Origin of the sequence: Sphingomonas sp. 66-10 (assembly GCF_001897045.1) — a bacterium.
Taxonomy (GTDB): domain Bacteria; phylum Pseudomonadota; class Alphaproteobacteria; order Sphingomonadales; family Sphingomonadaceae; genus Sphingomonas; species Sphingomonas lycopersici.
The window spans coordinates 177,987-200,373 of record NZ_MKRR01000133.1; the positions used below are offsets into that span (position 1 = coordinate 177,987).

The 22,387-nt window shown below is 65.9% G+C and carries 24 protein-coding genes; 16 read left to right on the top strand and 8 right to left on the bottom strand.

Annotation, left to right across the window (positions count from 1 at the left end):
- The 3 genes from BGN95_RS14775 to BGN95_RS14785 form a co-directional block, all read left to right on the top strand.
- Positions 1-248 (top strand): hypothetical protein (locus BGN95_RS14775; protein WP_286773116.1); only part of this gene is annotated, 248 nt, incomplete at its 5' end.
- Positions 249-305: 57 nt separating this feature from the next.
- Positions 306-2,612 carry a fimbria/pilus outer membrane usher protein gene (locus BGN95_RS14780; RefSeq protein ID WP_286773117.1) on the top strand — a complete coding sequence of 769 codons (2,307 nt, stop codon included), beginning with the start codon at positions 306-308 and terminating at the stop codon, positions 2,610-2,612.
- On the top strand, positions 2,609-3,088 hold the full coding sequence (locus BGN95_RS14785) for a Csu type fimbrial protein (RefSeq protein WP_265312768.1): 480 nt from the start codon (positions 2,609-2,611) through the stop codon (positions 3,086-3,088). The genes BGN95_RS14780 and BGN95_RS14785 overlap by 4 nt, the downstream gene beginning before the upstream one ends.
- On the opposite strand, the gene BGN95_RS14790 is transcribed toward BGN95_RS14785, so the two are convergent.
- Together BGN95_RS14790 and BGN95_RS14795 are read right to left on the bottom strand one after the other, a co-directional pair.
- Entirely contained in the window at positions 3,085-4,233 is a 1,149-nt protein-coding gene (locus BGN95_RS14790) for an AI-2E family transporter (protein WP_286773118.1), read from the bottom strand. The two genes, BGN95_RS14785 and BGN95_RS14790, sit on opposite strands and share 4 nt — an antisense overlap.
- A gap of 66 nt (positions 4,234-4,299) precedes the next feature.
- Positions 4,300-4,542, bottom strand: coding sequence for a hypothetical protein (locus tag BGN95_RS14795; protein ID WP_286773119.1), 243 nt, complete (start codon positions 4,540-4,542; stop codon positions 4,300-4,302).
- Between the two features lie 176 nt (positions 4,543-4,718).
- Here BGN95_RS14795 and BGN95_RS14800 point away from each other — a divergent pair, with 176 nt between their 5' ends.
- The 3 genes from BGN95_RS14800 to BGN95_RS14810 all read left to right on the top strand — a co-directional run bounded on the left by BGN95_RS14800 (position 4,719) and on the right by BGN95_RS14810 (position 9,077).
- Positions 4,719-6,341: an AMP-binding protein gene (locus BGN95_RS14800; protein ID WP_286773120.1), complete on the top strand. Its 1,623-nt coding sequence runs from the start codon at positions 4,719-4,721 to the stop codon at positions 6,339-6,341.
- 456 nt (positions 6,342-6,797) lie between these two features.
- Entirely contained in the window at positions 6,798-7,778 is a 981-nt protein-coding gene (locus BGN95_RS14805) for a Tim44 domain-containing protein (RefSeq protein ID WP_286773121.1), read from the top strand.
- Positions 7,779-7,859: 81 nt separating this feature from the next.
- Positions 7,860-9,077, top strand: a complete 1,218-nt coding sequence (locus tag BGN95_RS14810; RefSeq protein WP_286773122.1) for a GGDEF domain-containing protein — start codon at positions 7,860-7,862, stop codon at positions 9,075-9,077.
- A 9-nt stretch (positions 9,078-9,086) separates the two neighbouring features.
- On the opposite strand, the gene BGN95_RS14815 is transcribed toward BGN95_RS14810, so the two are convergent.
- The gene (locus BGN95_RS14815) at positions 9,087-9,290 is read right to left on the bottom strand and encodes a CsbD family protein (protein ID WP_286773123.1); all 204 of its coding nucleotides are present in this window, start codon (positions 9,288-9,290) and stop codon (positions 9,087-9,089) included.
- 177 nt (positions 9,291-9,467) lie between these two features.
- Between BGN95_RS14815 and BGN95_RS14820 the strand changes: the two genes are divergently transcribed.
- Both BGN95_RS14820 and BGN95_RS14825 read left to right on the top strand, forming a co-directional pair.
- The gene (locus BGN95_RS14820) at positions 9,468-10,415 is read left to right on the top strand and encodes a manganese catalase family protein (RefSeq protein ID WP_502688299.1); all 948 of its coding nucleotides are present in this window, start codon (positions 9,468-9,470) and stop codon (positions 10,413-10,415) included.
- Positions 10,416-10,489: 74 nt separating this feature from the next.
- Positions 10,490-10,702, top strand: coding sequence for a hypothetical protein (locus BGN95_RS14825; RefSeq protein WP_265312775.1), 213 nt, complete (start codon positions 10,490-10,492; stop codon positions 10,700-10,702).
- A gap of 18 nt (positions 10,703-10,720) precedes the next feature.
- On the opposite strand, the gene BGN95_RS14830 is transcribed toward BGN95_RS14825, so the two are convergent.
- Positions 10,721-11,305 (bottom strand): PRC-barrel domain-containing protein, encoded by a 585-nt coding sequence (locus tag BGN95_RS14830; RefSeq protein ID WP_286773125.1) that lies wholly within the window; start codon positions 11,303-11,305, stop codon positions 10,721-10,723.
- 16 nt (positions 11,306-11,321) lie between these two features.
- Positions 11,322-12,317, bottom strand: coding sequence for an ATP-dependent DNA ligase (locus tag BGN95_RS14835; protein ID WP_286773126.1), 996 nt, complete (start codon positions 12,315-12,317; stop codon positions 11,322-11,324).
- Between the two features lie 109 nt (positions 12,318-12,426).
- Between BGN95_RS14835 and gntA the strand changes: the two genes are divergently transcribed.
- The 4 genes from gntA to BGN95_RS14855 all read left to right on the top strand — a co-directional run bounded on the left by gntA (position 12,427) and on the right by BGN95_RS14855 (position 17,029).
- A complete protein-coding gene (gene gntA, locus BGN95_RS14840; protein WP_265312778.1) occupies positions 12,427-13,113 on the top strand; it encodes a guanitoxin biosynthesis heme-dependent pre-guanitoxin N-hydroxylase GntA in 687 nt (228 codons plus the stop codon).
- Positions 13,110-13,712 (top strand): DUF1989 domain-containing protein, encoded by a 603-nt coding sequence (locus tag BGN95_RS14845; RefSeq protein ID WP_286773127.1) that lies wholly within the window; start codon positions 13,110-13,112, stop codon positions 13,710-13,712. The genes gntA and BGN95_RS14845 overlap by 4 nt, the downstream gene beginning before the upstream one ends.
- Entirely contained in the window at positions 13,709-15,982 is a 2,274-nt protein-coding gene (locus BGN95_RS14850; protein ID WP_286773128.1) for a glycoside hydrolase family 88 protein, read from the top strand. Before BGN95_RS14845 ends, BGN95_RS14850 begins: the two co-directional genes overlap by 4 nt.
- A 222-nt stretch (positions 15,983-16,204) precedes the next feature.
- Complete coding sequence (locus tag BGN95_RS14855; protein ID WP_286773129.1) at positions 16,205-17,029, top strand: Crp/Fnr family transcriptional regulator; 825 nt, start codon at positions 16,205-16,207, stop codon at positions 17,027-17,029.
- A gap of 78 nt (positions 17,030-17,107) precedes the next feature.
- On the opposite strand, the gene BGN95_RS14860 is transcribed toward BGN95_RS14855, so the two are convergent.
- Entirely contained in the window at positions 17,108-17,341 is a 234-nt protein-coding gene (locus BGN95_RS14860; protein WP_265312782.1) for a hypothetical protein, read from the bottom strand.
- A gap of 296 nt (positions 17,342-17,637) precedes the next feature.
- Here BGN95_RS14860 and BGN95_RS14865 point away from each other — a divergent pair, with 296 nt between their 5' ends.
- Entirely contained in the window at positions 17,638-18,045 is a 408-nt protein-coding gene (locus tag BGN95_RS14865; protein WP_265312827.1) for a DUF3597 family protein, read from the top strand.
- 69 nt (positions 18,046-18,114) lie between these two features.
- Here BGN95_RS14865 and BGN95_RS14870 read toward each other — a convergent pair whose 3' ends face one another.
- Positions 18,115-19,692, bottom strand: a complete 1,578-nt coding sequence (locus BGN95_RS14870; protein ID WP_286773130.1) for an MFS transporter — start codon at positions 19,690-19,692, stop codon at positions 18,115-18,117.
- Between BGN95_RS14870 and BGN95_RS14875 the strand changes: the two genes are divergently transcribed.
- Both BGN95_RS14875 and BGN95_RS14880 read left to right on the top strand, forming a co-directional pair.
- Positions 19,691-20,017 (top strand): hypothetical protein, encoded by a 327-nt coding sequence (locus BGN95_RS14875; RefSeq protein WP_286773131.1) that lies wholly within the window; start codon positions 19,691-19,693, stop codon positions 20,015-20,017. The two genes, BGN95_RS14870 and BGN95_RS14875, sit on opposite strands and share 2 nt — an antisense overlap.
- 256 nt (positions 20,018-20,273) lie before the next feature.
- Complete coding sequence (locus BGN95_RS14880) at positions 20,274-21,158, top strand: bestrophin family protein (protein ID WP_265312798.1); 885 nt, start codon at positions 20,274-20,276, stop codon at positions 21,156-21,158.
- A 1-nt stretch (position 21,159) separates the two neighbouring features.
- On the opposite strand, the gene BGN95_RS14885 is transcribed toward BGN95_RS14880, so the two are convergent.
- Positions 21,160-21,765, bottom strand: a complete 606-nt coding sequence (locus tag BGN95_RS14885) for an outer membrane protein (protein ID WP_286773132.1) — start codon at positions 21,763-21,765, stop codon at positions 21,160-21,162.
- On the opposite strand from BGN95_RS14885, the gene BGN95_RS14890 reads away from it, so the two are divergent.
- Complete coding sequence (locus BGN95_RS14890) at positions 21,764-21,907, top strand: hypothetical protein (protein ID WP_286773133.1); 144 nt, start codon at positions 21,764-21,766, stop codon at positions 21,905-21,907. The genes BGN95_RS14885 and BGN95_RS14890 overlap by 2 nt on opposite strands.
- The last annotated feature ends 480 nt before the right edge of the window (positions 21,908-22,387 follow it).

Below are 22,387 nucleotides of genomic sequence, written 5' to 3' on the forward strand. Positions count from 1 at the left end.
ACGGCGCGACCCATCTGGTGATCGGCAACCACGGCGACCGCCATACCCAGGTCACCGCGATCGTCGTGCAGCCGCGCACCCCGGGCGCCGCGCCGCGCCGCATCACGCGCGCTTTCTACCTCCTCGCCAAAGGCAGCATCGATCTCGCGCTGCCCGATATGTCCCCCGAGGGGATCGCGGCGGTGGAACTGGAAACGACCGACGGCCGGCTTCGCGCCTCTCCCCCCGATCCGGGCGGCGGCGGCTGAACCACGGCGGCGACGGTGATCCCCACAATCACCTGCCCCTGCCGCGGCGCGCACCGGATGCCGAGGGGCGCGCTGCTCGCGCTGATGGTGCTTTCGTCCGCCGCGGCCATCGCCGCCGACGGACCGCCCGGCACCGCTGCCGTCCCTCCCCCACCCGCGATCGACACGCGCCTGCCCATCCCGGTCGGGGTCGCGCTCAACGGCCGTTCGCTCGACGATCCCTGTCTGGTCGCGCGGCGCGACGGGCATCTGTTCGTACCGACCGAGGCGGCACGGCAATGGGGGCTCGATCTGCCCCCACTCGCCGGGGATTTCACGCTGGACGGGCAGGCGTTTACCGCGCTCGACGGCCGCGCCGGGATCGCCGCGCGGCTCGACGCGAACGGGACGACGCTGCTGGTCGACGCCGACCACCGGTTGTTCCCCACGGCCCATTTCGGCCCCGCGCGGACGCCGCTGGCGCGGACGCGGATCGTGCCGGCCGCCTTCCTTGGCTACGATCTGTCGCTGATCGGCGCCGACGGACATGCCGCGGTCTCCGCCTATCTCGACGGCGGGATATCCGGCGCCTGGGGGGTGCTCGGCTCGACCGCCGCGGTGCAGAGCCACGGCGGCGCCGTCCGGCTCGACACCAGCTTCCGGCGCGATTTTCCCGACCAGCGGCTGCGCCTCGCGATCGGCGATACGCTGACCAACGCCGGCGACTGGAACTTGCCGGTGCGGTTCGCCGGAATCCGGCTCGGCACCGATTTCTCGTTGACCCCCAATGAGATCACCTACCCGCTGCCGGTGCTTCGCGGGTCGGCCGCGCTGCCATCAGTGGTCGATCTGGTCGCGGCGAACAGCGGGCGGCGGTTCGATGTCCAGCCGGGCGATTTCACGGTCGATTACCAGCCGACCTTCAACGGCGCCGGCAGCGTGTCGATGACGATCCGCGACGCCGCCGGCACCCTGCGCACCGTGACGCAGAATTTCTACACCTCGCCGCGCCTGCTGCGTCCCGGGCTCGACGATTTCTCGCTCGAAGCCGGCTTCCTGCGCAAGGATTATGGGTGGCGCAGCTTCTCCTACGGCGCGCCCTTCGCCGCCGCCTCGTGGCGGCACGGCCTGTCGAACATGCTCACCGTGTTCGGCCGGATCGAAGGCGATGCGCGATCGCAGGCCGCCGGCGTCGGCACCGGGCTGGTCATCGCGCCGATCGGCGAATTCAGCGTCTCCGCCGCCGCCTCGCACAGCGCATGGGGCGACGGCATCTTGTGGCGCGCGCAATTCCAGCAGATCACCGCCATCTATACCATTTCCGCCAGCTATCAGGAGGAAAGCGCCGCCTTCGTCCAGGTCGGCGGCCCCGCCCCGGACGGCGCGTCGCGCAGCGAGCTGGTCGTCGCCGGCAGCGTCTCGCTCGGCCGTCTCGGCAGCATCAGCGCAAGCCACGCCGAAGACAGGCATGGCGAGAATCTGCATTATTCAATCAGCGCATTGTCCTTCTCGAGCAATGTCGGACCCGCCTATATGTCGGTGAGCGCGCGGCAGACCGATACGGCGGGCAGCCGCGATCGCGGCGTGTTCGCGGCGCTGACCGTGCCGCTCGGCCGGCGCACCAGCAGCAGCCTGTTCGTCGACGGCGGTCGCACCACCGCAACGCTCACCCATGTTCCGCCGCCCGATCAGGGGATCGGCTATCGCCTGCTCTTCGCGCGCGGTGCCGGCGATCCGTCGCTGGCGGAAGGGGCGATCTCGTGGCGCAACCGCGCCGGGGATTTCGAACTGGCGGCGGCGCAACAGGACGGGTCGACCGGGGTGCGGCTTCACGCGCAAGGCGCGTTGCTGATGATCGGCGGCACGCTCGCGCCCGCGCAACGGCTCGATTCGGCCTTTGCCGCGGTCGAGGTGGAGAGCAATGCCAAGGCGCAGGTCTATTTCGAGAACCAGCCGGTCGCGGGGCGCGCCGGCGGCGGCGCACGGACGATCGTCACCGGGCTTCAACCTTATGCCGCCAATCGCATCGCGGTCGATCTCGACGATCTGCCGCTCGACACCGAAGTCACTTATGCCGAGCAGACCGTGGTGCCGGGATATCGGCAGGCGGTGGCGGTGCGGTTCGGCGGGGCGCCAGTCCATCCCGCGACCTTGACGCTGGTCGACGCGCAGGGCGCGATCCTGCCCGCCGGGCTCGCGGTATCGGCGGGCGGGGTGGCGGGGGTGACAGGCTATGACGGGCAAATCTATCTGCCCGATGCCCGGCCGGGGGCGACAATCACGGTGCGCGGCGCCGCGCTGACCTGCCGCGCGACCGTCCCCGCCGCCCCGCAAGACAAGAAACCGGTGCGCTGCATCGCGGCGACCAACGGAGAAAATCAATGAGCACCAGCATCCGCATCGCAGCGCTCCTCGCCGGGCTCGCCTTTCCGCTGCCTGCGGCGGCGCTGTGCGCCCTGTGCACCTGCACCGTCAGCACCACCAATATCGCCTTCGGCGCCTATGACCCCACCGCCCCGACCGCGGACGATGTGAACGGCAATATCTCGATCAGTTGCACCGGGTTGCTCGCGTTGTCGGGAACGATCGACGTCACGCTCAGCCCCGGCGTTTCGGGCACCGCGCTCGCCCGTCAGCTTCGCAAGGGCTCGAACCAGCTCAACTACAATCTCTATACCGACGTTGCGCGCACGATCGTATGGGGCGACGGCACCGGCGGCACCAGCAAGGTGACCAGCACCGTGCCCCTGGGCGTGCTCAGCTTCACCAACTCGGTGCCGGTCTATGGCCGCATTCCCGCGCGGCAATGGGTGGCGGCCGGCGCCTATACCGACAGCGTGGTGATCACGATCACTTATTAGCCTTCGCCCGCGGTTGCGGCAGGCGCAGGCGGCACGGTGGCGGGCGGGTGGCCGGGAGATCGCGCCGGGGCCTCGGCGACGGCATGCTCCTGCTCCTCGCGCACCATTTCCCAGGTGGCGAGGAACAGCGAAGCGATGACCGGCCCGATGATCAACCCGTTGAACCCGAACGCCGAAAGCCCGCCCAGCGTGACGAGCAACACCAGCGCATCGGGCATCTGGGTCTCGCGCCCGACGAGGATCGGGCGCAGGATATTGTCGATCGTGCCGATCACGAACGCCCCCATCAGCGCCATCACGATCCCCTGCCAGACATGGCCGATCGCGAGCAGATAGAGCGACGCGGGCACCCACACCAGACCGGTGCCCACCGCGGGGAGCAGCGCCGAAAAGGTCATCACCACCGCCCAGAGCAGCGCATTGGGCACCCCGAGCACCCACATCACCACGCCGCCCGCGCTGCCCTGTGCCACCGCGACGACCACCGTGCCCTTCACCGTCGCCCGCACCACCGAGACGAAATTGGTCGCCAGCACTGCGCGGCGGTGCGGCGCGAGCGGGACGACCGCGCCCGCGCGCGCGACGATCGTCTTGCCGTGCCGCAGCAGCACATAGATCAGATAGAGCGCAACCAGCAGCGCAACGAGATAGCTGAACAGATCCGCGCCGATCGACAGCGCGCGCTTCGCCACCGCCTGCGCGAGCAACTGGATATTGGCGGCCACGCGGTCGCTCAACGTCGAAAGATTGTCCCAGCCCGATTGATGCAGCCAGCTTTGCGCCCAATCCGGCAGCGAATGAACCGTCTGGTTGAACAGCGCGGGGAAGTCGACCGACTTGGATTGCAGCCGCGATACCAGCCCCGCCGCCTCGCCGAGGATCATCTCGACCAGCATGACGACCGGAAGCATCACCCCGCCGACGATGATCAGCAGCGTGATCGCGGTGGCCAGCCCCGCCCGTTCGGGCATGCTCTGCTGGATACGCTCCTTGAGCGGGCTGAACACCACCGCAAGCACCATCGCCCACAGGATCGCGCCCGAAAAGGCCCAGACCGACCAGATCATCGCCGCGGTGACCGCAATCAGCAGCAAGGTGAAACCGGCCGTCTCGCGCGGCGTCGCTTTATAGGGGGATGGTTCCATCCGCATCATCGTAGCTTCATGACGCCGCGGGGCAAGCCGCGCGCCATTAGACCCCGCGCGGCGGCGTCAGGTGCCGTCGCGCCAGCGCCATCCGCCGGCGGTCTTTTTCTTGCATATGCCGATCAGCACGACGGTCGCGACCAGGATCGCGACCAGGCGCGCCACCACCGACGACAGAAGCCCCAGCGCAAGCGCGATGGCGATAAAATAGAGCGCGAGAACCGCCCACCCCTGCCAGGCGATCGGCAAACCCGCGCCATAGCCAAACCGCTTCGGCGCGAACCACGCTTTGTCTTGTTCTGGGGTCATCGTCCGGCCTCCCGCCGTCTGCGCGACAGAAGATGCCGATAATTGCTGCGCGCATCAACCGACGATGCCGCAATCGAGCGATCCGACCGTTGACCGGCGACCGACAGTTGAGGAAGGTCCGCCACAGGAGAGCGGCGGTCCGCGCCGCGGAATGAAGCATAATAAACAAGGACATCATGGAAATGGCCGTGCGCCCCACCGCCCATGTCGATCGTTTCGTGCGCGATCGCCTGCCGCCCGACGACCAGCTCCCCGATTTCCGCTTCGACCTCCCTGCATTGCGTTATCCCGACCGGTTCAATGCCGCGGTCGAGCTGATCGATCGCGGCGATCCAACGCACATCGCGGTGGTCAACGCAGCGGGCCGCTGGACCTATGGCGAGATGCGCGCGCTGTCCGATCGTATCGCGCATATCCTCGTCGAGCGTGAGGGGCTGGTGCCGGGCAACCGCGTGCTGCTGCGCGGGCCCAATAGCGCGATGATGATCGCAAGCTGGCTCGCGGTGCTCAAGGCGGGCGGGGTGGTGGTGACGACGATGCCGATCCTGCGCGCGGCGGAGATCGGCACGATCATCGCGCAGGGCGCGGTGAGCCACGCGATCGTCGACAGCCGCACCCGCGACGATTTCGCCGCTGCGGCCGCTGCGTCGCCGACATTGCGCTCAACGCTCTGCTACAACGGCGACGCGGGCGACGGTGAGCTCGAACGCCTGCTCGGCGCGATCGACGCCGATTTCACCCTTGTCACGACCCACCGCGACGATCCGGCGCTGATCGCCTTCACCTCGGGCACCACCGGCGTCCCCAAGGGCTGCGTCCAGTTCCACCGCGATATCCTCGCCTGCGCCGACAGTTTCGCGGCGACGATCCTCGAACCCCGTCCCGACGATATCTGGATCTGCTCGGCGCCGCTCGCCTTCACCTTCGGGCTGGGGATGCAGGTGATCTTCCCGTTCCGCTTCGGCGGCACCGCGGCGACGGTGGAGGTGCCCGGCCCCAAAGCCTTGCTGGAGGCGGCGCGATCGCTCGGCGTGACGATCATGGCGACCGCCCCCACCGCTTATAAGGCGATGCTCGCGATGCTCGGCGATGCCGGCGCGCCGCCCACGCTGCGCCGCTGCGTCGCGGCGGGCGAGAATCTGCCCGAGCCGATCTGGCACGACTGGCATCGCGCAACCGGGATCAAATTGATCAACGGCATCGGCGCGACCGAGATGATGCACATCTTCATCAGCGCCGCGGGCGACGATATCCGCCCCGGCACGACCGGAAAGGCGGTGCCGGGCTATGAAGCGACGCTGCTCGACGACGCCGGCGCGCCGATCGCGACCGGCATCGGCCGGCTCGCGGTGAAGGGGCCGACCGGCTGCCGCTATCTCGCCGACCCGCGCCAGACGCGCTACGTCGTCGACGGCTGGAACGTGACCGGGGATATCTATCGCCGCGATGCCGACGGCTATTTCAGCTATGTCGCGCGCACCGACGATATGATCATCTCGAGCGGCTACAATATCGCCGCGCCGGAGGTCGAGGCGGCGCTGCTCTCGCATACGGCGGTCGCAGAATGCGCGGTGGTCGGGATCGCCTCGGCCGAGCGCGGGCAGCAGGTCGCCGCTGCGATCGTCGTCGGCGCCGGCGTCAGCGCCGACGCGAATCTCGCCGCGCAATTGCAGAACCACGTCAAGGCGGCGATCGCGCCGTACAAATATCCGCGCACGATCCTCTTCGTCGCCGATCTGCCGCGCACCCCGACCGGCAAGATCAAGCGCGACGCGGTGCTGGGGCTGTTCGGGGGCTAGTGGGGAGAGCGTAGCGAATGAGGCCCGAAAGCCCTCATCGTCATGCCGGGCTCGACCCGGCATCCAGAGCAACAGGCGACGGTCCTTTGTGACTCTGGATGCCGGGTCGAGCCCGGCATGACGGTGGAACCTTCAGAAAATCTATCCACCAGCAACCCCGTCACCCCGGCCCCTTCGCCGCCTCTCTTGTGTCCCCGCGAAGGCGGGGACCCAGTCTGGGCTCCCGCCTTCGCGGGAGCACAGGGGCGGCTCGACGTGATCCCAATTAAACGCACGATGCTCTGGCCGATGCGCCCGCAGCACAATGGACCCCGACTCAAGGCCGGGGTGACGGGGTTTGTGGCGCGTCGGGAGCGCGGTTTCGGTATCAAAATGTGTCCAGTGCGAAATCTCCCGCCGGGGGAGATTGGAAGCGGTGCCTTATTCTACTATATCAGTGCACCAAGGAGATATTCCGTGACCAAGAAGTCGACCCGCGCGCTGGCCTTGACGATGCTGATGCTGAGCCTGTCCAGCGTGGCCATCACCCCGGCCGACGCGCGCCGCGGCGGCAGTTTCGGCAGCCGCGGCTCGCGCACCTATACCGCGCCGCGCCAGACCGAGAATTCGCCGCGCTATGTCGCGCCGGTCGATCGCTCGATGACCCCGCGCACCGCGACGCAGCAGGCGCCCGGCTACAATCCCGGCTTCGGCCAGAACCAGGCGGCGCGGCCGGGCAGCCGGTTCGGCGGCTTTGCGGGCGGGCTGCTCGGCGGGCTCGTCGCCGGCGGGCTGATCGGTCATTTCCTCGGCGGCGGCTGGGGCGCCGCCGGCGGCGGGATGCTCGCCGCGCTGCTCCAGATCGCCTTGATCGGCGGCGTGCTGTGGCTGGTGATCGGCTTCATCCGTCGCCGCCGGCAACAGCCGCAGGCCATGCCCAATGCGCGCGAGGCCTTTGCCGGTTACACGCCGCAAGCCCCCTCGCCCGGCGCCGGTCCGTGGGGCGGCGCCGTGCCGCCGTCGCAGCCGCAGCCGGTCGCCGATCAGGGCATCGACATTCCGGTCACTCCCGCCGACCAGCGCGATTTCGAACGGCTGCTGATCGACGTGCAGGATGCGTTCGGCCGCGAGGATTATGCGCGGCTGCGCCAGCTCACCACGCCGGAGATCATGTCCTATCTCTCCGAGGAACTGAGCCAGAATGCCACCCACGGGCTGCGCAACGACGTCACCGGCACGCGACTGCTCGATGCCGAGGTTTCGGAGGCGTGGCGCGAGGCGGACAGCGATTATGCGACGATCGCGATGCGCTACGAAAGCCGCGACGTGATGCGCGACCGGGCCACCGGCGCGATCGCCGAAGGCTCGCAGGACCGCGTCACCGAGACGCTCGAATATTGGACCTTCGTGCGCGGCGCGGACGGGGTCTGGAAATTGTCGGCGATCCAGGAGGCGTAACCGCCCCGGCGATCGCCGCCGCGCGCGTCGGTTCGGCGCGCCGATAGCAATGCGTTAACCTTCTCCGTTGAACAATGGGTCATGGAACCGACCCGGACGAGCAGCGGGCAACGTCTTGCCATCGGCAAATTCTGGATGCGTTGCGCGGGCGACTTGCCCGATCCGGTGTATCGCGATCTCGTATCGACGCTCTTTTCGATGCGCGCGGTGATCGTCGGTTTCGGCGCGCTTTACGTCATCGTCGGCGCGCTGATCTATTCCAAGTGGCACGATGTGGGGATCGCCGCGCTGACGGTGAGCGCGATCGCGGTCACCGTCGCGCGCGTCATGCTGATTTCCGCTTATGATCGCGCCGGCGGCTCGGCCCAGCCCGTCGCCGGCCTCCGGCGCTGGGAACGTCGTTACGAGATTCTGACCTATCTCTTCGCGCTGCTGTTGTCCGGGATCAACATCCGCGTGCTGATGGAGCATGAGCCGCTGGTCCATATCAGCACGATCAGCCTGGTCTTCACCTTCGGCGCCGGCATCGTCTCGCGGAACGCCGGCCGGCCGCGGCTCTGCGTGATCGCCCTGGCCCTCTCGGTGGTGCCCACCGCCCTGACGATGTTCATCCATGCCGCGAGCGATTATGCCGAGCCGCTCCACGCGGAATTCTTCATTTTCGAGGCGCTGCTGCTGCTCGCGGTCGCCGGAATGAGCCTCGGCTCGATCGGCCACCTCTACACCGTGACGGTCGACCACCTCACCACCAAGCACGATCTCGCCAAGCTGGCGCGCTTCGATGCCCTAACCGGTTTGCCCAACCGGCTGTCGCTGCGCGAATCCTTCCAGTCGGGGCTCCGATCGTCGCAGCAGGCGACAAGCCAGCTCGCAATCCATTATATGGATCTCGACGGGTTCAAGTCGATCAACGACCGCTACGGCCACCCCGCCGGCGACAAAATGCTGCTCGAAGTGGCGCGGCGGCTGAACGCGATCGTCCGCGCGGACGATGTCGCCTGCCGGCTCGGCGGGGACGAATTCCTGCTGGTCCAGACCTGCGTCCAGCACCGCGACCAGGCCGAAATCCTCGCGCGCCGCGTGATCCGCCAGCTCAGCGAACCCTATCTGATCGACGGCATCGAGATGCGCGTCACCGTCAGCGTCGGCATTTCACTGGCGCCCGAATTCGGCGTCGATCTGGAGAATCTGATGGCCTGCGCGGATGCCGCGCTCTATCGCTCGAAAGCGCGCGGCAAGGCGCAAGTCCAATTCTGCGACGCCGAGGATTATCGGGACGCCGGCCGCGCAGTCGCCTGATACCGCCGCTCAGATATCGTCGCCGAGAAGTCCCTTGACCTTGCCCTTGAACTGCTGGCCCTTGCCCTTGAGTTCCTGAGCGCTGCCTTCCGCGGCAAGTTTATCGTCTTCCGCGGTTCGTTTCGGATCGGTTTCCTTCCGCGCCAAAGCCTGCTTCGCCTTGCCGACCGCTTCGTTGACATTGCCTTTGATCTTGTCCGTCAGCTCGCCCATGTCTTTCTCCTTATCTCGATGAAGATCAGAACGACATTGATTGATCGCGGTTCCTTCCGATCGATCGTTCGACAAGCGCAACAATCGAGCGGCAAAATGATGATTTGCTAAACTAAGTTGTTGTGGCCGGAACGGGCGGCTTTCTTGCCGGTTATCGCGGCTTTGGGAGCCAAAGCGATGTTCATGCACAACAAGAAGCTGCAATATACGGTCCGCGTCGCCGAACCCAATCCCGTGCTCGGCTCGTTATTGCTCGAACAATTCGGCGGCCCGGACGGCGAACTCGCGGCGGCGATGCGCTATTTCACGCAAGGGCTCGGCGAGGACGATGCGGGGCGCAAGGACATGCTGCTCGACATCGCGACCGAGGAACTCAGCCACCTCGAAGTGATCGGCTCGATCGTCGCGATGCTCACCAAGGGCGCCAAGGCCGAGCTCGCCGAAGCCGCGCTGTCCGAGGCGGAACTCTATATGTCGCTGACCAAGGGCGGCGACAGCCATACCCAGTCAATCCTGTTCGGCGGCGGCCCCGCGCTGACCAATTCGTCGGGTGCGCCGTGGACCGCGGCCTATGTCGACAGTCGCGGCGACCCCACCTGCGATCTGCGCTCGAACATCGCCGCCGAGAGCCGCGCCAAGATCATCTACGAACGGCTGATCAACATCACCGACGATCCCGGGATCAAGGATGCTCTGGGCTTTTTGATGACCCGAGAGATCGCGCACCAGAAGAGTTTCGAAAAGGCGCTCTACGCGATCAGCGACAATTTCCCGCCGGGCAAGCTGCCCGGTATCGCGCGTTTTGCCAGCACCTATGTCAATACCTCGCAGGGCGAAGGCGACATGACCGGGCCGTGGAACGACGGCGAGCAATGGGATCGCATCGACGATGTGGTCGGCAATCTCCCGGTCGACGGCGGCAGCGGCGGCGCGTCCGTCGACCTGCCCGACCCCGCGGCAAAGGCAGCGGCCGACCTGATGAAACGGACGCGATCGCGCCCGGATCACGACGTCACCACCGGCGCCGATCTCGGCGCGGGTCCGGGTGCCGGCCGCATGTCCGGCGAGGATCTCGGCGGCGCAGAGGATATCGCCGAGGCTACGCGTCAGGCGCAGGCCGTCTGATCCAGAGCTCCCGGCGCCCCTTCCCCCCTCCCCCGGGGGCGCCGGGAACCCGAACCTGCGATACGGAGAGCCCCATGCCCAGGAAATCGACCGCGAACCGCCAGCGTCCCGCACACAAGGACGGCGTCAGCGAGCCCGCCGGCGCGGGCGAAAGCACGGGCGGCGCTTATCCCAATCCGCATCAGGACCACCCGACAGGGCGCTTCGCGGGCGGGCAGAGCGACAAGAAATACGAGGGCCCGCCCAATCCCAACGCCACCACCAGATCGGGGCGCACCAAGGCCTGAACCTACCCCGGTCGTGGATCAATTGCGCTGGTCGATCACCGCCACATCGCTTCGCTGGTCGGCGTCGTGACGTCGCGCCGCCGCGAGGTCGCGAGGGACGAGATTGCAATCGATCGCCTCGACCGACACCGTCAATCCGCGACGCCAGGCGAGACGCAGAAAACCCTCCGACGCGATCGTGCTTTCGGGTTTGACGACGAGGAAACGGAGCTGACCGGTCAGGCCGTCGGCAAGCGCGCCCTGCACGGTGCCGAGCGCGATCCCGTTGCGCCCGCGCAGCGGCTTGCCGATCAGTTCCTCGAGCGCAAACAGCGGCGCGCGGCGCTCTTCTTCGTTCTTGACGCGATCGACCGCATCGTCGGCGCGCGCGCGATGATAGAACCAGCGCCACACGCCGAACAGATCGACCAGCGCGAGAAAGGCGTTCGACAGCAGCAATTGGCGCTGCCCAGTCGCATAGCCGACCACGCACCACGCCAGCGCCCCGACGAAAAACACCGCGAAGCCGGCGCCGGTGGCCCGCGCGCCGAGGTTGGCCGCAGTCAGCAGCGCGGCGATGCACGTCGCCACAAGCGCGATCCACCCCAGCGCGTCGACGATCATTCTTCCTCCTCAGGGATCAGCCGCACAATTGTTCCATCGTGCACTGGCCGGGCGCCTTGTCGGGCCGCCAGCGCAGGAAGCGCGTGCCGTGTCGGAAGCGCTGTCCGGTGACCTGATCGAATTCGACCTCCACAACCAGTTCGGCGCGCAACGGCTGCCATTCTGCCGAGCGATCGGTCGACCACCGGCTCGGCCCGCCGGGGGCGCGGCCGGTGAATCCGGGCGGTTCGATCATCTTTTCGAGCTGCGGGGTCAGCACCGCGCGCTCTTCATCGCTGAGCCCGGAGGTGAAGCCGACATGATCGAGCCGGCCGTCTTCGTCGTACAGCCCGAGCAGCAACGAGCCGACGATCGGCGCGTTGCTGGCATATCGGAAGCCGCCGACGACGCAGTCGGCGGTGCGTCGACGCTTGACCTTGATCATCGATCGTTCGCCCGGGTGATAGCCGTCGCTGCGTCGCTTGGCGATCACGCCGTCGGTCGCCGCGCCGCTCTGCGCCAGCCAATCCGCGGCGCGCGCGCGATCGAAGGTCGCGTCGGACAGGAACAGCCCCGGATCGTCGACCCCGGCGAGCAATCGGACGAGTACCGCGCGCCGCGCATCGAGCGGCGCGTCGATCAGCCGCTCGGTGCCCGATTGCAGGCAATCGAACAGCGCATAGCGCGCCGGGGTCTCGCGCGAGAGCCGCTCGATCCGGCTCGCCGCAGGATGCAATCGCGCCTGCAGCGCCTCGAACGTGGAACGACCGTCGCGAGTGATGACAAGCTCGCCGTCGAGAACGCACGGTTCGGCGAAAAGCCGCGCGAGCATCGCAACGGTTTCGGGGAAGAAGCGCGCGAGGTCCTTGCCGGTTTTCGAATAGAGGCTGACGTTTCCCGGCGCGATATAGGCGAGACACCGAAAGCCATCCCACTTGGGTTCATATTGCCACTCGGGGCCGTCGGGCAGCGTGGTCGCGATACGCGCTTCCATCGGCAAGACTTGCGGGATCAGGAAGACGTCTTTCGCCACCGCTCCACAACGCGCCGCGGCTGGATTCGCTTCTAATGTTTTGAAACCGGCATGCGCCCGGATCGTTAGTCGTCATCCCACAGGCCAATTTCCCCGGCGAGATCGATCGATGTTTCATTGGACTCATGACGCGCAGGCGAAACTTGAGCGAAAACTTTTCGCGCACGTCGCCGCATCGTCATTTCCCTGCGTCGGCGCCAAATCCGCGCTGGCGCGCGGGCGGCTGACCGTTCTGGCGTGCGACAGGATCGACAGCGCGTGGGACGATCTGCGCATCCACGAGGGCCTGTTGCGGTTCGTCGAAAGCTACCGTGGCGAGCCGATCCTGTTTCAAAGCTATGCCGTCGTCTTCAACGGCCCCACCGATCTGAGCGAAGATGCATTCGAAGCCGCGCTTTGGGCGCGCGTGCAATCGCTGAGCGACAAGGACGTGTGGCGCGGCCAGCGCTATGACGCGCGGGTCAGCGCGGACCCGGCCAATCCGCATTTCTCGTTGAGTTTCGGCGGGGAGGCCTTTTTCATCGTCGGGCTGAACCCCAATGCGAGCCGGCCCGCGCGGCGCTTCGATCACCCCGCTTTGGTGTTCAATCTTCACGACCAGTTCGAGCGGCTGCGCGAGGCCGACAAATATGAAGGACTGCGCGAGAAGATACTGGCGCGCGATCGCGAGCTCGCCGGTTCCAGCAATCCGATGCTCGCGCGCTACGGCGAGGCCAGCGAGGCGCGGCAATATTCGGGCCGGATGGTCGACGGCAATTGGGAAGCGCCCTTCGAATATCGCGGGGACGACGCATGACTTCCGAGGTGCAAATCATCGCCGAACGCAGCGGCGCCGCCTTTTCCCTGCCGCGCGGCGCGACGCTGACGGTGATCGATCCGTGTGGCGAGCAGGTCGCCGATCTGCTGGCGTATAATGCGCGCGACATGGACGAAGTCATTTCATCGGGGCGGACGCTCGATTATGCCGAGACGATCAGGCTTACCACGGGGCACCGGCTCTATTCGAACCGCTCGCGCGCGATGCTGACGATCATCGACGACAGCGTCGGGGTGCATGATTTTCTGCTGACGCCCTGCTCGATCGATACCTTCCTGCATTTTTACCCGGATCTGCCGCCGCATCGCGGATGTTTCGGCAATCTCGCCGAAGCGTTAGGCCCTTATGGCGTCGCGCCGGATCGCATCCCGATCGCGTTCAATTGCTTCATGAACGTCGCGGTCGACGGAGAATCCGGCAAGCTCAGCGTGCTGCCGCCGGTCAGCAAGGCCGGCGACCGGATCGCGTTTCGCGCCGAGATGGATCTGGTGATCGGATTGACCGCCTGTTCGGCGCCCGATTCCAACGGCGGAAGCTTCAAGCCGATCCATTATCGCGTCGAGGCGTCGCTGCAATGAACGCGACCCGATCGCACGGCGCCGCCCCGGCCGCGAAAAAATCGTCCACCAATCGTGCGCCCGCGCTCGACGGCGACCTGCCCGGCGTCAGCGGCTTCGTCCTCGCGCTGCGCGAGCAATTGCGCGCCGGGATGAAGAAACTGGGCGATTTCTCGCTCGGCGATCTGACGGTGGAGGTCTGCGTTGGATCGGACTCGGTGTGGGCGCTGATCCGCCGACCGGGGCGCGGCGGCCTTGCGCTGCGCGCCGTTTATGTCGCGGCGGGGAATCTCTTCTGCCGCAAGGCCGAACGCTCCGATGACGAGGCGTTGCGGCTCGAGATCGACAGCCCGGTCGGCCGGCACGTCGTCGCCTTCCGCACCAGCGGCGCGGACCTCCACCGGCTGCGGATGACGGTGCGGCTGACGCCGGCGGCGCCGTTGCTGATCCCGTTCGCGCCGCGCGATCTCTATCCGCTCGACAGCGATGACGATCCGCTCGGCGCCCAGGGAAAGGTGGAGGCGGCACAGCGCGGGATGAACAGCGGGCTGCTCTATTTCCGGCTCGACGAGCCCGCCTTCGGCAGCGCGCTCTATTTCCAGAACCTCACCGCGATGAACGCATATTATCGCGCCACCGACACCAAGCCCGACGGCGCGGTGGGCGGCGAATGGCCCGAGCTCGGCTATCTGCCCCCTTCCCCGCCGCAAAGCGGCACACCGCCTACCGCGCCGCTTCCGGCGGGCGAGGACGTCGTTGTATCCGACGCGATCCTCGTCTTCCGCGACTGGGCCGCCGACAACGAGACCGAGATGGCGCGCCAGTTCCTGCAGATGCTGGGCGTTGCCTATCAGGAGTTGACGCCGCCTGCATTCGAATATCGCGACTGGGTCTGGCGCGCCGAACGGACGCTCGCGGATCTCGAAAAGGGATCGCCGACGGTCGTCCGCCATTATGGGCAATCCTATGTCATGCCCTATCTCGACGCCGAATATCCCGATTTCATGGTGCAGATGTCGGTGATCGCGGCGTTGCACGATTATGGCAAATGGCGCGGCGCGCCGGTGGCGATCGAAGGCAAGCTCAAGCGCGGCTTGGGAAAATTCTATGACCCCGCAGTCGGCACCACGCGGCGCTACCTCCCCAATGTCGGCGACGACAAGGACGCCGACGCAATCGATTCATGGTATTTCTATCACCCGCTGCTCAACCTCGGTCGGCTGGCGCTCGACGGCGATGATGAAGCGCGGGAATTGCTGCTCAAATCGATCGACTACGGCATCCGCGCGGCGCGGCATTTCAACTATATCTGGCCGATAACCTACGACATCAAAGACTTTTCGATCAAGACCAAGACGCGCGACGACGGCAAGTTCGGCCAGACCGACGTCAACGGCATCTATGCTTATGTCATGATCCAGCTCTACGAGCTGACCGATGACGACAAATATCTTCGCGAAGCGCGCGCCGCGATCGATGCGGCGATCGGCAAGCGCTTCAACCTCATGTATCAGGCTAACCTCACCGCCTGGGGAGCGGCGGCATGCCTCAGGCTATGGCGGATCACCACCGAGCACCAGTATCTCGCGCAAAGCTACGCCTATCTCGCCAGCTTTTTCCACAATTGCGAGATCTGGGAATCGGAGATCGGCAACGCGCAGCATTATCATACCTTCCTCGGCCCGACCTGCCTGCACGATGCACCCTATATGGCGATTTACGAATGCTTCGATTCCTTCACGGCATTCGAACATTATCTTTCCAACTGCGGCCCCGATGTCGAACCCGCCGTTCGACTGCTGGTCAGCGAATATTGCAAATATTCGCTCGATCGTGCGTGGTTCTATTATCCCGATATCCTGCCGCCCGACGCACTGGCCGATAAATCGCGCAGCGGTCGGATCGACCGCAACCTCTCCTTTCCGCTCGAGGATCTCTACGGCGACGGCCAGCCCGCCGGCCAGGTGGGGCAGGAGATTTACGGTTGCGGTGCCGCATTCGTCTACGCGACTCGCTCGCACCATCTCGTGACCGACGCGCCGTTCCGGATTTTCTGCAACGAATTCATCCGCTCCAGCGAGCGAACCGGCGAGCGCGCGATCAGCCTGCAACTCGAAGGCGGCGAGACATGCACGGCCGATCTGAGCGTCGTGCGAGCAGGACGAAGAAAACTGCCCAAAGCGTCGCTCGTCACCGCCGCCGGCGACGCGGTGCAGCCTCACGCCACTTATGACGACCGGATCGATTTCCGCGTGTCGGCGAACGGCCGCATCATCCTGACCTGGGATTAGGACGCCCCCGTAATAAAATTCGTAAAACCAATATGTTATGCTGACTTTCCGCGAGCCTGAAGACACCGTTGACCGCATAAACGAAACGCGTCGCCCCTCTCTTGCGCGGGCGCGATCAAGAGGCCGCACCCTCACGCCGTTCCAAGCATTTCGGTTCCGGGGAACGAACAGGAGGAGAGGGTGCACGGGTCACCGATTGCAGCCACCGAAACGGTTTCGGCGATGACGGATATGCAAACGACCGACAGGTTGATCACCCGCAAGGCGCACAGCTACCTTGCGAGACCGGGGGACGAGACGACCCATATCTACCTGCTGATAGACGGCTGGGCCGCGCGCTATCGCCTCCTCAGCGATGGCCGACGCCAGATAACCGCGCTTTACGTGCCGGGCGACTTTTGCGACCTCGCGTGGCGGCGGACGCCGGCTGCTCCCCAGCATGTGATTACGCTGACGCCGGTTCGCGCGGTGCGGATCGAGACCGCCACGCTCGAACGGCTGGTTGAATGCGATCCGCTTGCACGACATGTCATCCGCAAGAAGGCGCATCTCGAGTCCGAATGGCAATGCGAATGGCTGATCTCGCTTGGCCGGCGCAACGGCCTCGAACGGCTGGCGCATCTGTTTTGCGAGCTCGTCGAACGCGCCGGCCAGGTGAGCAAGGGATGCGGCTCGTGCGAGATGCCGCTGACCCAGGTGGACCTGGCGGACATCACCGGCCTGACACCCGTCCACGTCAACCGCACGCTGCAACAGATGCGGCGATCCGGGCTGATCGACCTTAGTGCGAAAAAGCTGCGCGTGCATGATCTTCCCGCGCTCAGGAAGATCGCGTTCTTCAAATCGAAGGGCGCGGAAACCGACACCGCTCGGGACGCACGCGATGCGTTGAACTTCTTCGATATCTTTCCCGCTGATCTGCGGCAGGCCCCTTCCAAGGCCCTTTCCGCTGGCGGACGCGCCAAGCGATCCCCCCATCTATCCCGCCGGAAAGGCAATATCGCTCGGACGTCACCCAATCGGGGAACGGGGATCGCAACCAGATGAGCGCGCACCGTCAGCGCCGATATGTCCCGCGATCCGTCACGATCCGCGCCATTGCAGCGAACCGGCGATATCGGCGGCTTATCGCGACGCGCCCTCGTGATCGGCGCGCGTCCTCGTCGTCGGCTGGATCTTGTCCTTCTTCTGGACCCGCGTCATCTCGGGGTCGGCGCCTTTTGCGCTACGCTCTTCGTCGCGCGATCCCACATCGCGCGCCATTTCGCCGCCTGCCGACCCCGACTGCGTCGGAGTCTTTTCCCGGTCCCGGAGGTCGGCATCGCTGCGGGCATGACTGTCTTTCGGTCGATCGGGCATGTTCAGCTCCTGTCCGTTCGACCAACAGACGCCAGCCCGACGACCGGGTTCCCGCCTGAGCGGCCGGGATCGCGCCATATCGGGCAAAATCCCGCGAAAGCTGATCTGGATTGCGAAGTGGTTCGCAGGCGACCGAATTTTCGCGGCCCAATCGCGCGGTCTCCCATCACTGGGGGGCTTGCCAACCTTCGTCGAGACGGGCTTACTCGGCTTGGAGGTGTGCCAAGCCGAATCCTCCGCCGCAGATCATGGCGAAGCGCATGGCCGACTTCCTGTCACGGTATAGGAGTAGCGCGATGGGTATTTTCAGCTCGATCATGAACAAGATTTTCCACCGTGGGTCCGATGCTGCGGCACCCGCGCCCGCCGACGCGGCCGCGGCCCCTGCGGCGGATGCCGATACCAATACCGATACGACAGTCGCCGCCCCGCCAGCCCCCGCTGCGCCGGTCGATGTCGGCGCCGTACTGGCGCAGATTGCGGCCGAGAAAGGTGGCGGCGGCAATTATCAGAGTTCGATCGTCGATCTGCTCAAGCTGCTCGATCTCGATTCGAGCCTCGACGCCCGCAAGGAGCTCGCCGACGAACTCAACGTCCATGCCGGCGACGCCGGTACGGCCGAGCAGAATATCGCCCTTCACAAGGCCGTCATGGATGGCCTTGCCGCCAACGGTGGCCAGGTTCCGGCCGACTGGCGTAGTTGACCATCGTCGCTTTCGGCGGTCCCGGCGCGTTCGATATCGCCGGGACCACCAAAGCGGATGCCGCCTGGCTCAGCCGGCGGGAGACTCGCGGTTGGATAGGCTGCCGCGCGATCCGTAGCCACGCCCGCTGATTTCGGCGCCGGCGTCGCGATCGAACCGGGCGTTGACGAACACCGACAACAGCGAGATCGCGGTGACGGTCCAGAAGGCGGCGGAGAAATCCGTGAAGCCCGGCGTGACCTCCCCGCGTATGGCCATCGATACGTGGAGCGCAGTCGCCCCGGTGCAGATGCCGAGCGATAGCATGAGCTGCTGGAAGGTCGAATAGAAGCTCGTCGCGACGCTCATCCGATCCTTCGCGATCTCGTCATAGGCGATCGTGTTATAGGCGGTGAACTGGAACGACATCAGAAACCCCGATACGAGCATCACCGCAAATACCGCGGCCAGCGGCCAGCCGGGGCGGAACAGCCCGCACAGGGCATAGCTCCCCGCCCCAAGCAATCCGAGCCAGATCAGGCTCGAGCGAAACCCGAAACGCCGCAGCAAGCGCGGCGCGACGCCCTTCATCCCGAGCGATCCGATCGCGGTCGCCAGCGTCATCGCGCCGCTCTGCGCGGCGGACAACCCGAAGCCAAGCTGCATCATCAGCGGCAGCAGAAACGGTTGCGCGCCTTGGGTGATGCGCGTCAGCGACCCGCCCAGCAGCGACAAACGAAAGGTCGGGATGCGCATCAGCGAGAAATCGAGGATCGGATGCTCGGTCCGTGCCGCGTGGCGCAGATAGAGCGCGCCGCTCGCCGCCCCCAGGACGATCAAGATCGCGGCCAGCACGCCGGCCCCCGAGCGGCTCGACATTTCGAACCCGAACAACAAGCAGCCCAAAGCGATCGCCGACAGCACGAAACCGATCCGGTCGAAACGATGCACCGAAGGCTCGCGGATGTCGGCGATGAACCGCCCGACGAGGAAGATCCCGACGATGCCGATCGGAAGGTTGAGCCAGAAAATCCATCGCCAGTCGAAATAGGTGACGATCAGGCCGCCGACCGGCGGGCCGATGATCGGACCGATCAGCGCGGGCATGATCAGCCACGACATCGCCGATACCATATCGCGCTTGGCGACCGATCGCAGCAACACCAGCCGCCCGACCGGCAGCATCATCGCGCCGCCGATCCCCTGGACGAAACGCGCGATCACCAGGATCGTCAGGTTCGGCGCCAGCCCGCACACCAACGAGCCCGCGAGGAACAGCCCGATCGCGGCCCGGAACACCTGTTTGGCGCCGAAACGATCCGCCGCGGCCCCCGATGCCGGAATGAACATCGCCAGCGCGAGCAGATAGGCGGTCAGCGCGATGCTCAGTTCCGGTGCGCGCACGCCGAAGTCGCGCGCCATCGTCGGCAGCGCGGTCGCCAGCACCGTGGCGTCGAGGTTTTCCATGAACATCGCGCAGGCGATGATCAGCGCAACGGTGCGGTAATTGGCGCTGGCGGGCGTGCCGCCCTCCAGATCGCTGGTACGCGCGAGCGCATCGGCTGCGGGGACGATCCCGTCGCGCACCTCGGCATTGACCGAGGCGATCCCGCGGCGGCGGGGCCGAAGAAAACGCAGCGCGTCGAAGCGGAGGGGAGAAAGATGCATGAGCTATCGCCCCGCCTCAATAGGCGGTCTGCCGGCGGTGTCGAATGCGTTTTTCGCGCTATGTCGATGCAAGAAGGACATGTCGGGCGGTCAACGCGCGTCGACGGCAAAGGCTACATGCGCTCACGGAATCGCCGTTATCGCAGAGCGTCAGCGAGTTCGCCTGCCGGCGGCGGATCAATCGCCGAACAACGCCTTGCGCGCGAGGTTGAGCGCCTCGACTGTATCCTGCCGCGCCTGCCCGGCGCGCAACGCCTCGATCCGTTTCAGAAAACCGATCGCGCTGTTCGCCGCGGCGACGCAATTCTCGCGGAACGGGAATTGATCGAGCTGCCATACGCCCTCCCGGCCGTTCTTGCATCACGCGCGCCCCACCGGCCCGGCATTTGCGGGCTTTCTCGATCGCCGCCGCGCTGTCATGAATTGGCGAACCTTGCTAGCGGGGAACGATATGAGCGCGGACGCACCACCCGACTTTTGTCGCGACACAATAGCCTGGCGCCGCACGATCGGGGCGCTTGATTGACCGCGCCGCGCCCTGGCGCTGAGTCGCGCGAAGCGACGCGCGGTTTCCCCGCGCCATGATCGTCGCCGCGGTTCCCCGGCTCAGCCGGCTCGTCGAGGAGGTGTGGCGCCCGCTCGCGCTGCTGTTCGTGTGGGATGTCGCCGTCACGGTCGGCTATTTCGTGCTGCCGTTTCACGCCCCCTCGCTGCCGTTGACGCTGTTCGGTTCGGCGCTGGCGCTGTTCCTGGGGTTCCGCAGCAACTCTGCCTATCAGCGCTGGTGGGAAGGCCGCGTCTTATGGGGGGCGATGATCAACGCCTCCCGCAACCTCTCGCGGCAACTCCGCAATTTCCTCAATATCGCCGAGGCGCACGATCTGCGGCGACGGATCGTCCTGCGCCAGCTCGCTTATGTGAACGCGTTGCGCTGCCAGCTACGCCGCCAGCCGGTCGATGACGAGGTGCTGCACTTCCTGTCGAAGGGCGAGGCCGAACCGGCGCTGATCCGCGCGAATATCGCCAATGGATTGCTCGACGGCACCGGCCGCCGGATCGACGACGCGCGGCGCCACGGCTGGATCGACACGATCCTGCAATCGCGGCTGGAAGCGACCCTGGTCGATATCGCCAATGCGCAAGGCGGGATGGAGCGGCTGAAAAATACCCCGCTCCCGACGCAATATCGCTTCGTGCCGACCTTCTTCACCCACCTGCTATGCCTGCTGCTGCCGGTCGGGCTGGTCGAAACGCTCGGTATCGCGACCCCGCTCGGCTCGACCGTCGCGGGATTGATGTTCCTCGCGGTGCTTCGGATCGGCGACGATCTGGTCGATCCTTTCTCCAACACGGTCCACGACGTGCCGCTGTCCGCGATGTGCCGCACGATCGAGATCGATCTCCTTCAGTCGCTCGGGGAGGAAGCGCCGCCGGCGCTCCTCCCCGTCCGCGGGATATTGTGGTGACCTAGAAGCGATAAGCGACGCCGGCGAGCACCTGATGGCGATCGAATTGGCCGCCGTCCTTGCTGAAATCGGTATAGCGATATTCCACGCGGCCCGAGACGTGCGGGATGATGATCCGCTCGACCCCGGCGCCGACCAGCCACCCGTCGCGATTCTGCGCGGCCGATGCGCTCCCCGCGGCTTGCGCGATGGTCGTGCGGAAGCGCTCGTTGGCATAGCCGCCGCGGACATAGACGAGCGTCTTGGGCGTCACGAGGTACCCGGCGCGCGCGGTGATATCGAACGAATATTTCGGATCGATCGTCACGTCGCTCGCGGCAGTGGAGCTGCGCAGATTGTCCTTGGTGTTGAAGTTGAACGACCCTTCGGCGCCGACCACGATCTTGTCCGAATATTGGTGATCATAGCCCGCGAAGACGCCCAACGTCGCCGAGTCGCGCGTCGCATCGAGCGGCACGACGCCGAGATCGGTTCGCGGATTGCGGGCGATCTCCTCGGACCAGCCGCCCTGAACCCCGACATAAGGCCCGTTGAAATTCTGCGCCATCGCCGGCGCGGCGGCCAGTACGCCGGCCAGAAGAGCGGTGCCTGCAAGGATCGTACGCATGTTCGTTTCTCCATTCATTGCTGAACGGGCGATGGGCGCGTCCACCGCCCGCCGAAGACGGCGGGCGACGGGCTCCATTTGGCTGTTCAAGAAGAAGGGCCGCGATCAGCAGGATACCCCTGCGCTTTGGTCCCTTGCCTGAGGTCGATCCTTGATCGGGGGATCGCTGCCTGTTCCCAAGGTCTGTTCTGTCAGCGCAGATCGTGATCCCCCGCCCAGCCCTCAAGAGCGGTTTCGGAAACGGAATGTTTCAACCGCCCAACCCGCGCTTGGCATCGTTTTTGCGCTCGTTTCCCGCGGCTTGCGACGAAAGGCGTTACCGGCCCGATCAGCCCGCGGCGATGGCGATGCCCGCCGGACAACACACTCCAAAAAATTGACAACGCTATCTTGACTACGTTGTCAAATCGGTTACGCCAAAGCCCGGGAGTAAGAAAGACACGCCCCCAGCGTGCGCAAAAACAATAATATTACATTATTGGAGGGGATCATGAACAGAATTGCATGGGCGACCTGCGCATCGGCACTCGCGCTCGCGGCGGTTCCCGCCGCCGCACAGGATCTGCCGCAGCCGCCGAAGGACGGCGCCAATTCCACCGCGAGCGGCGGCGACATCATCGTC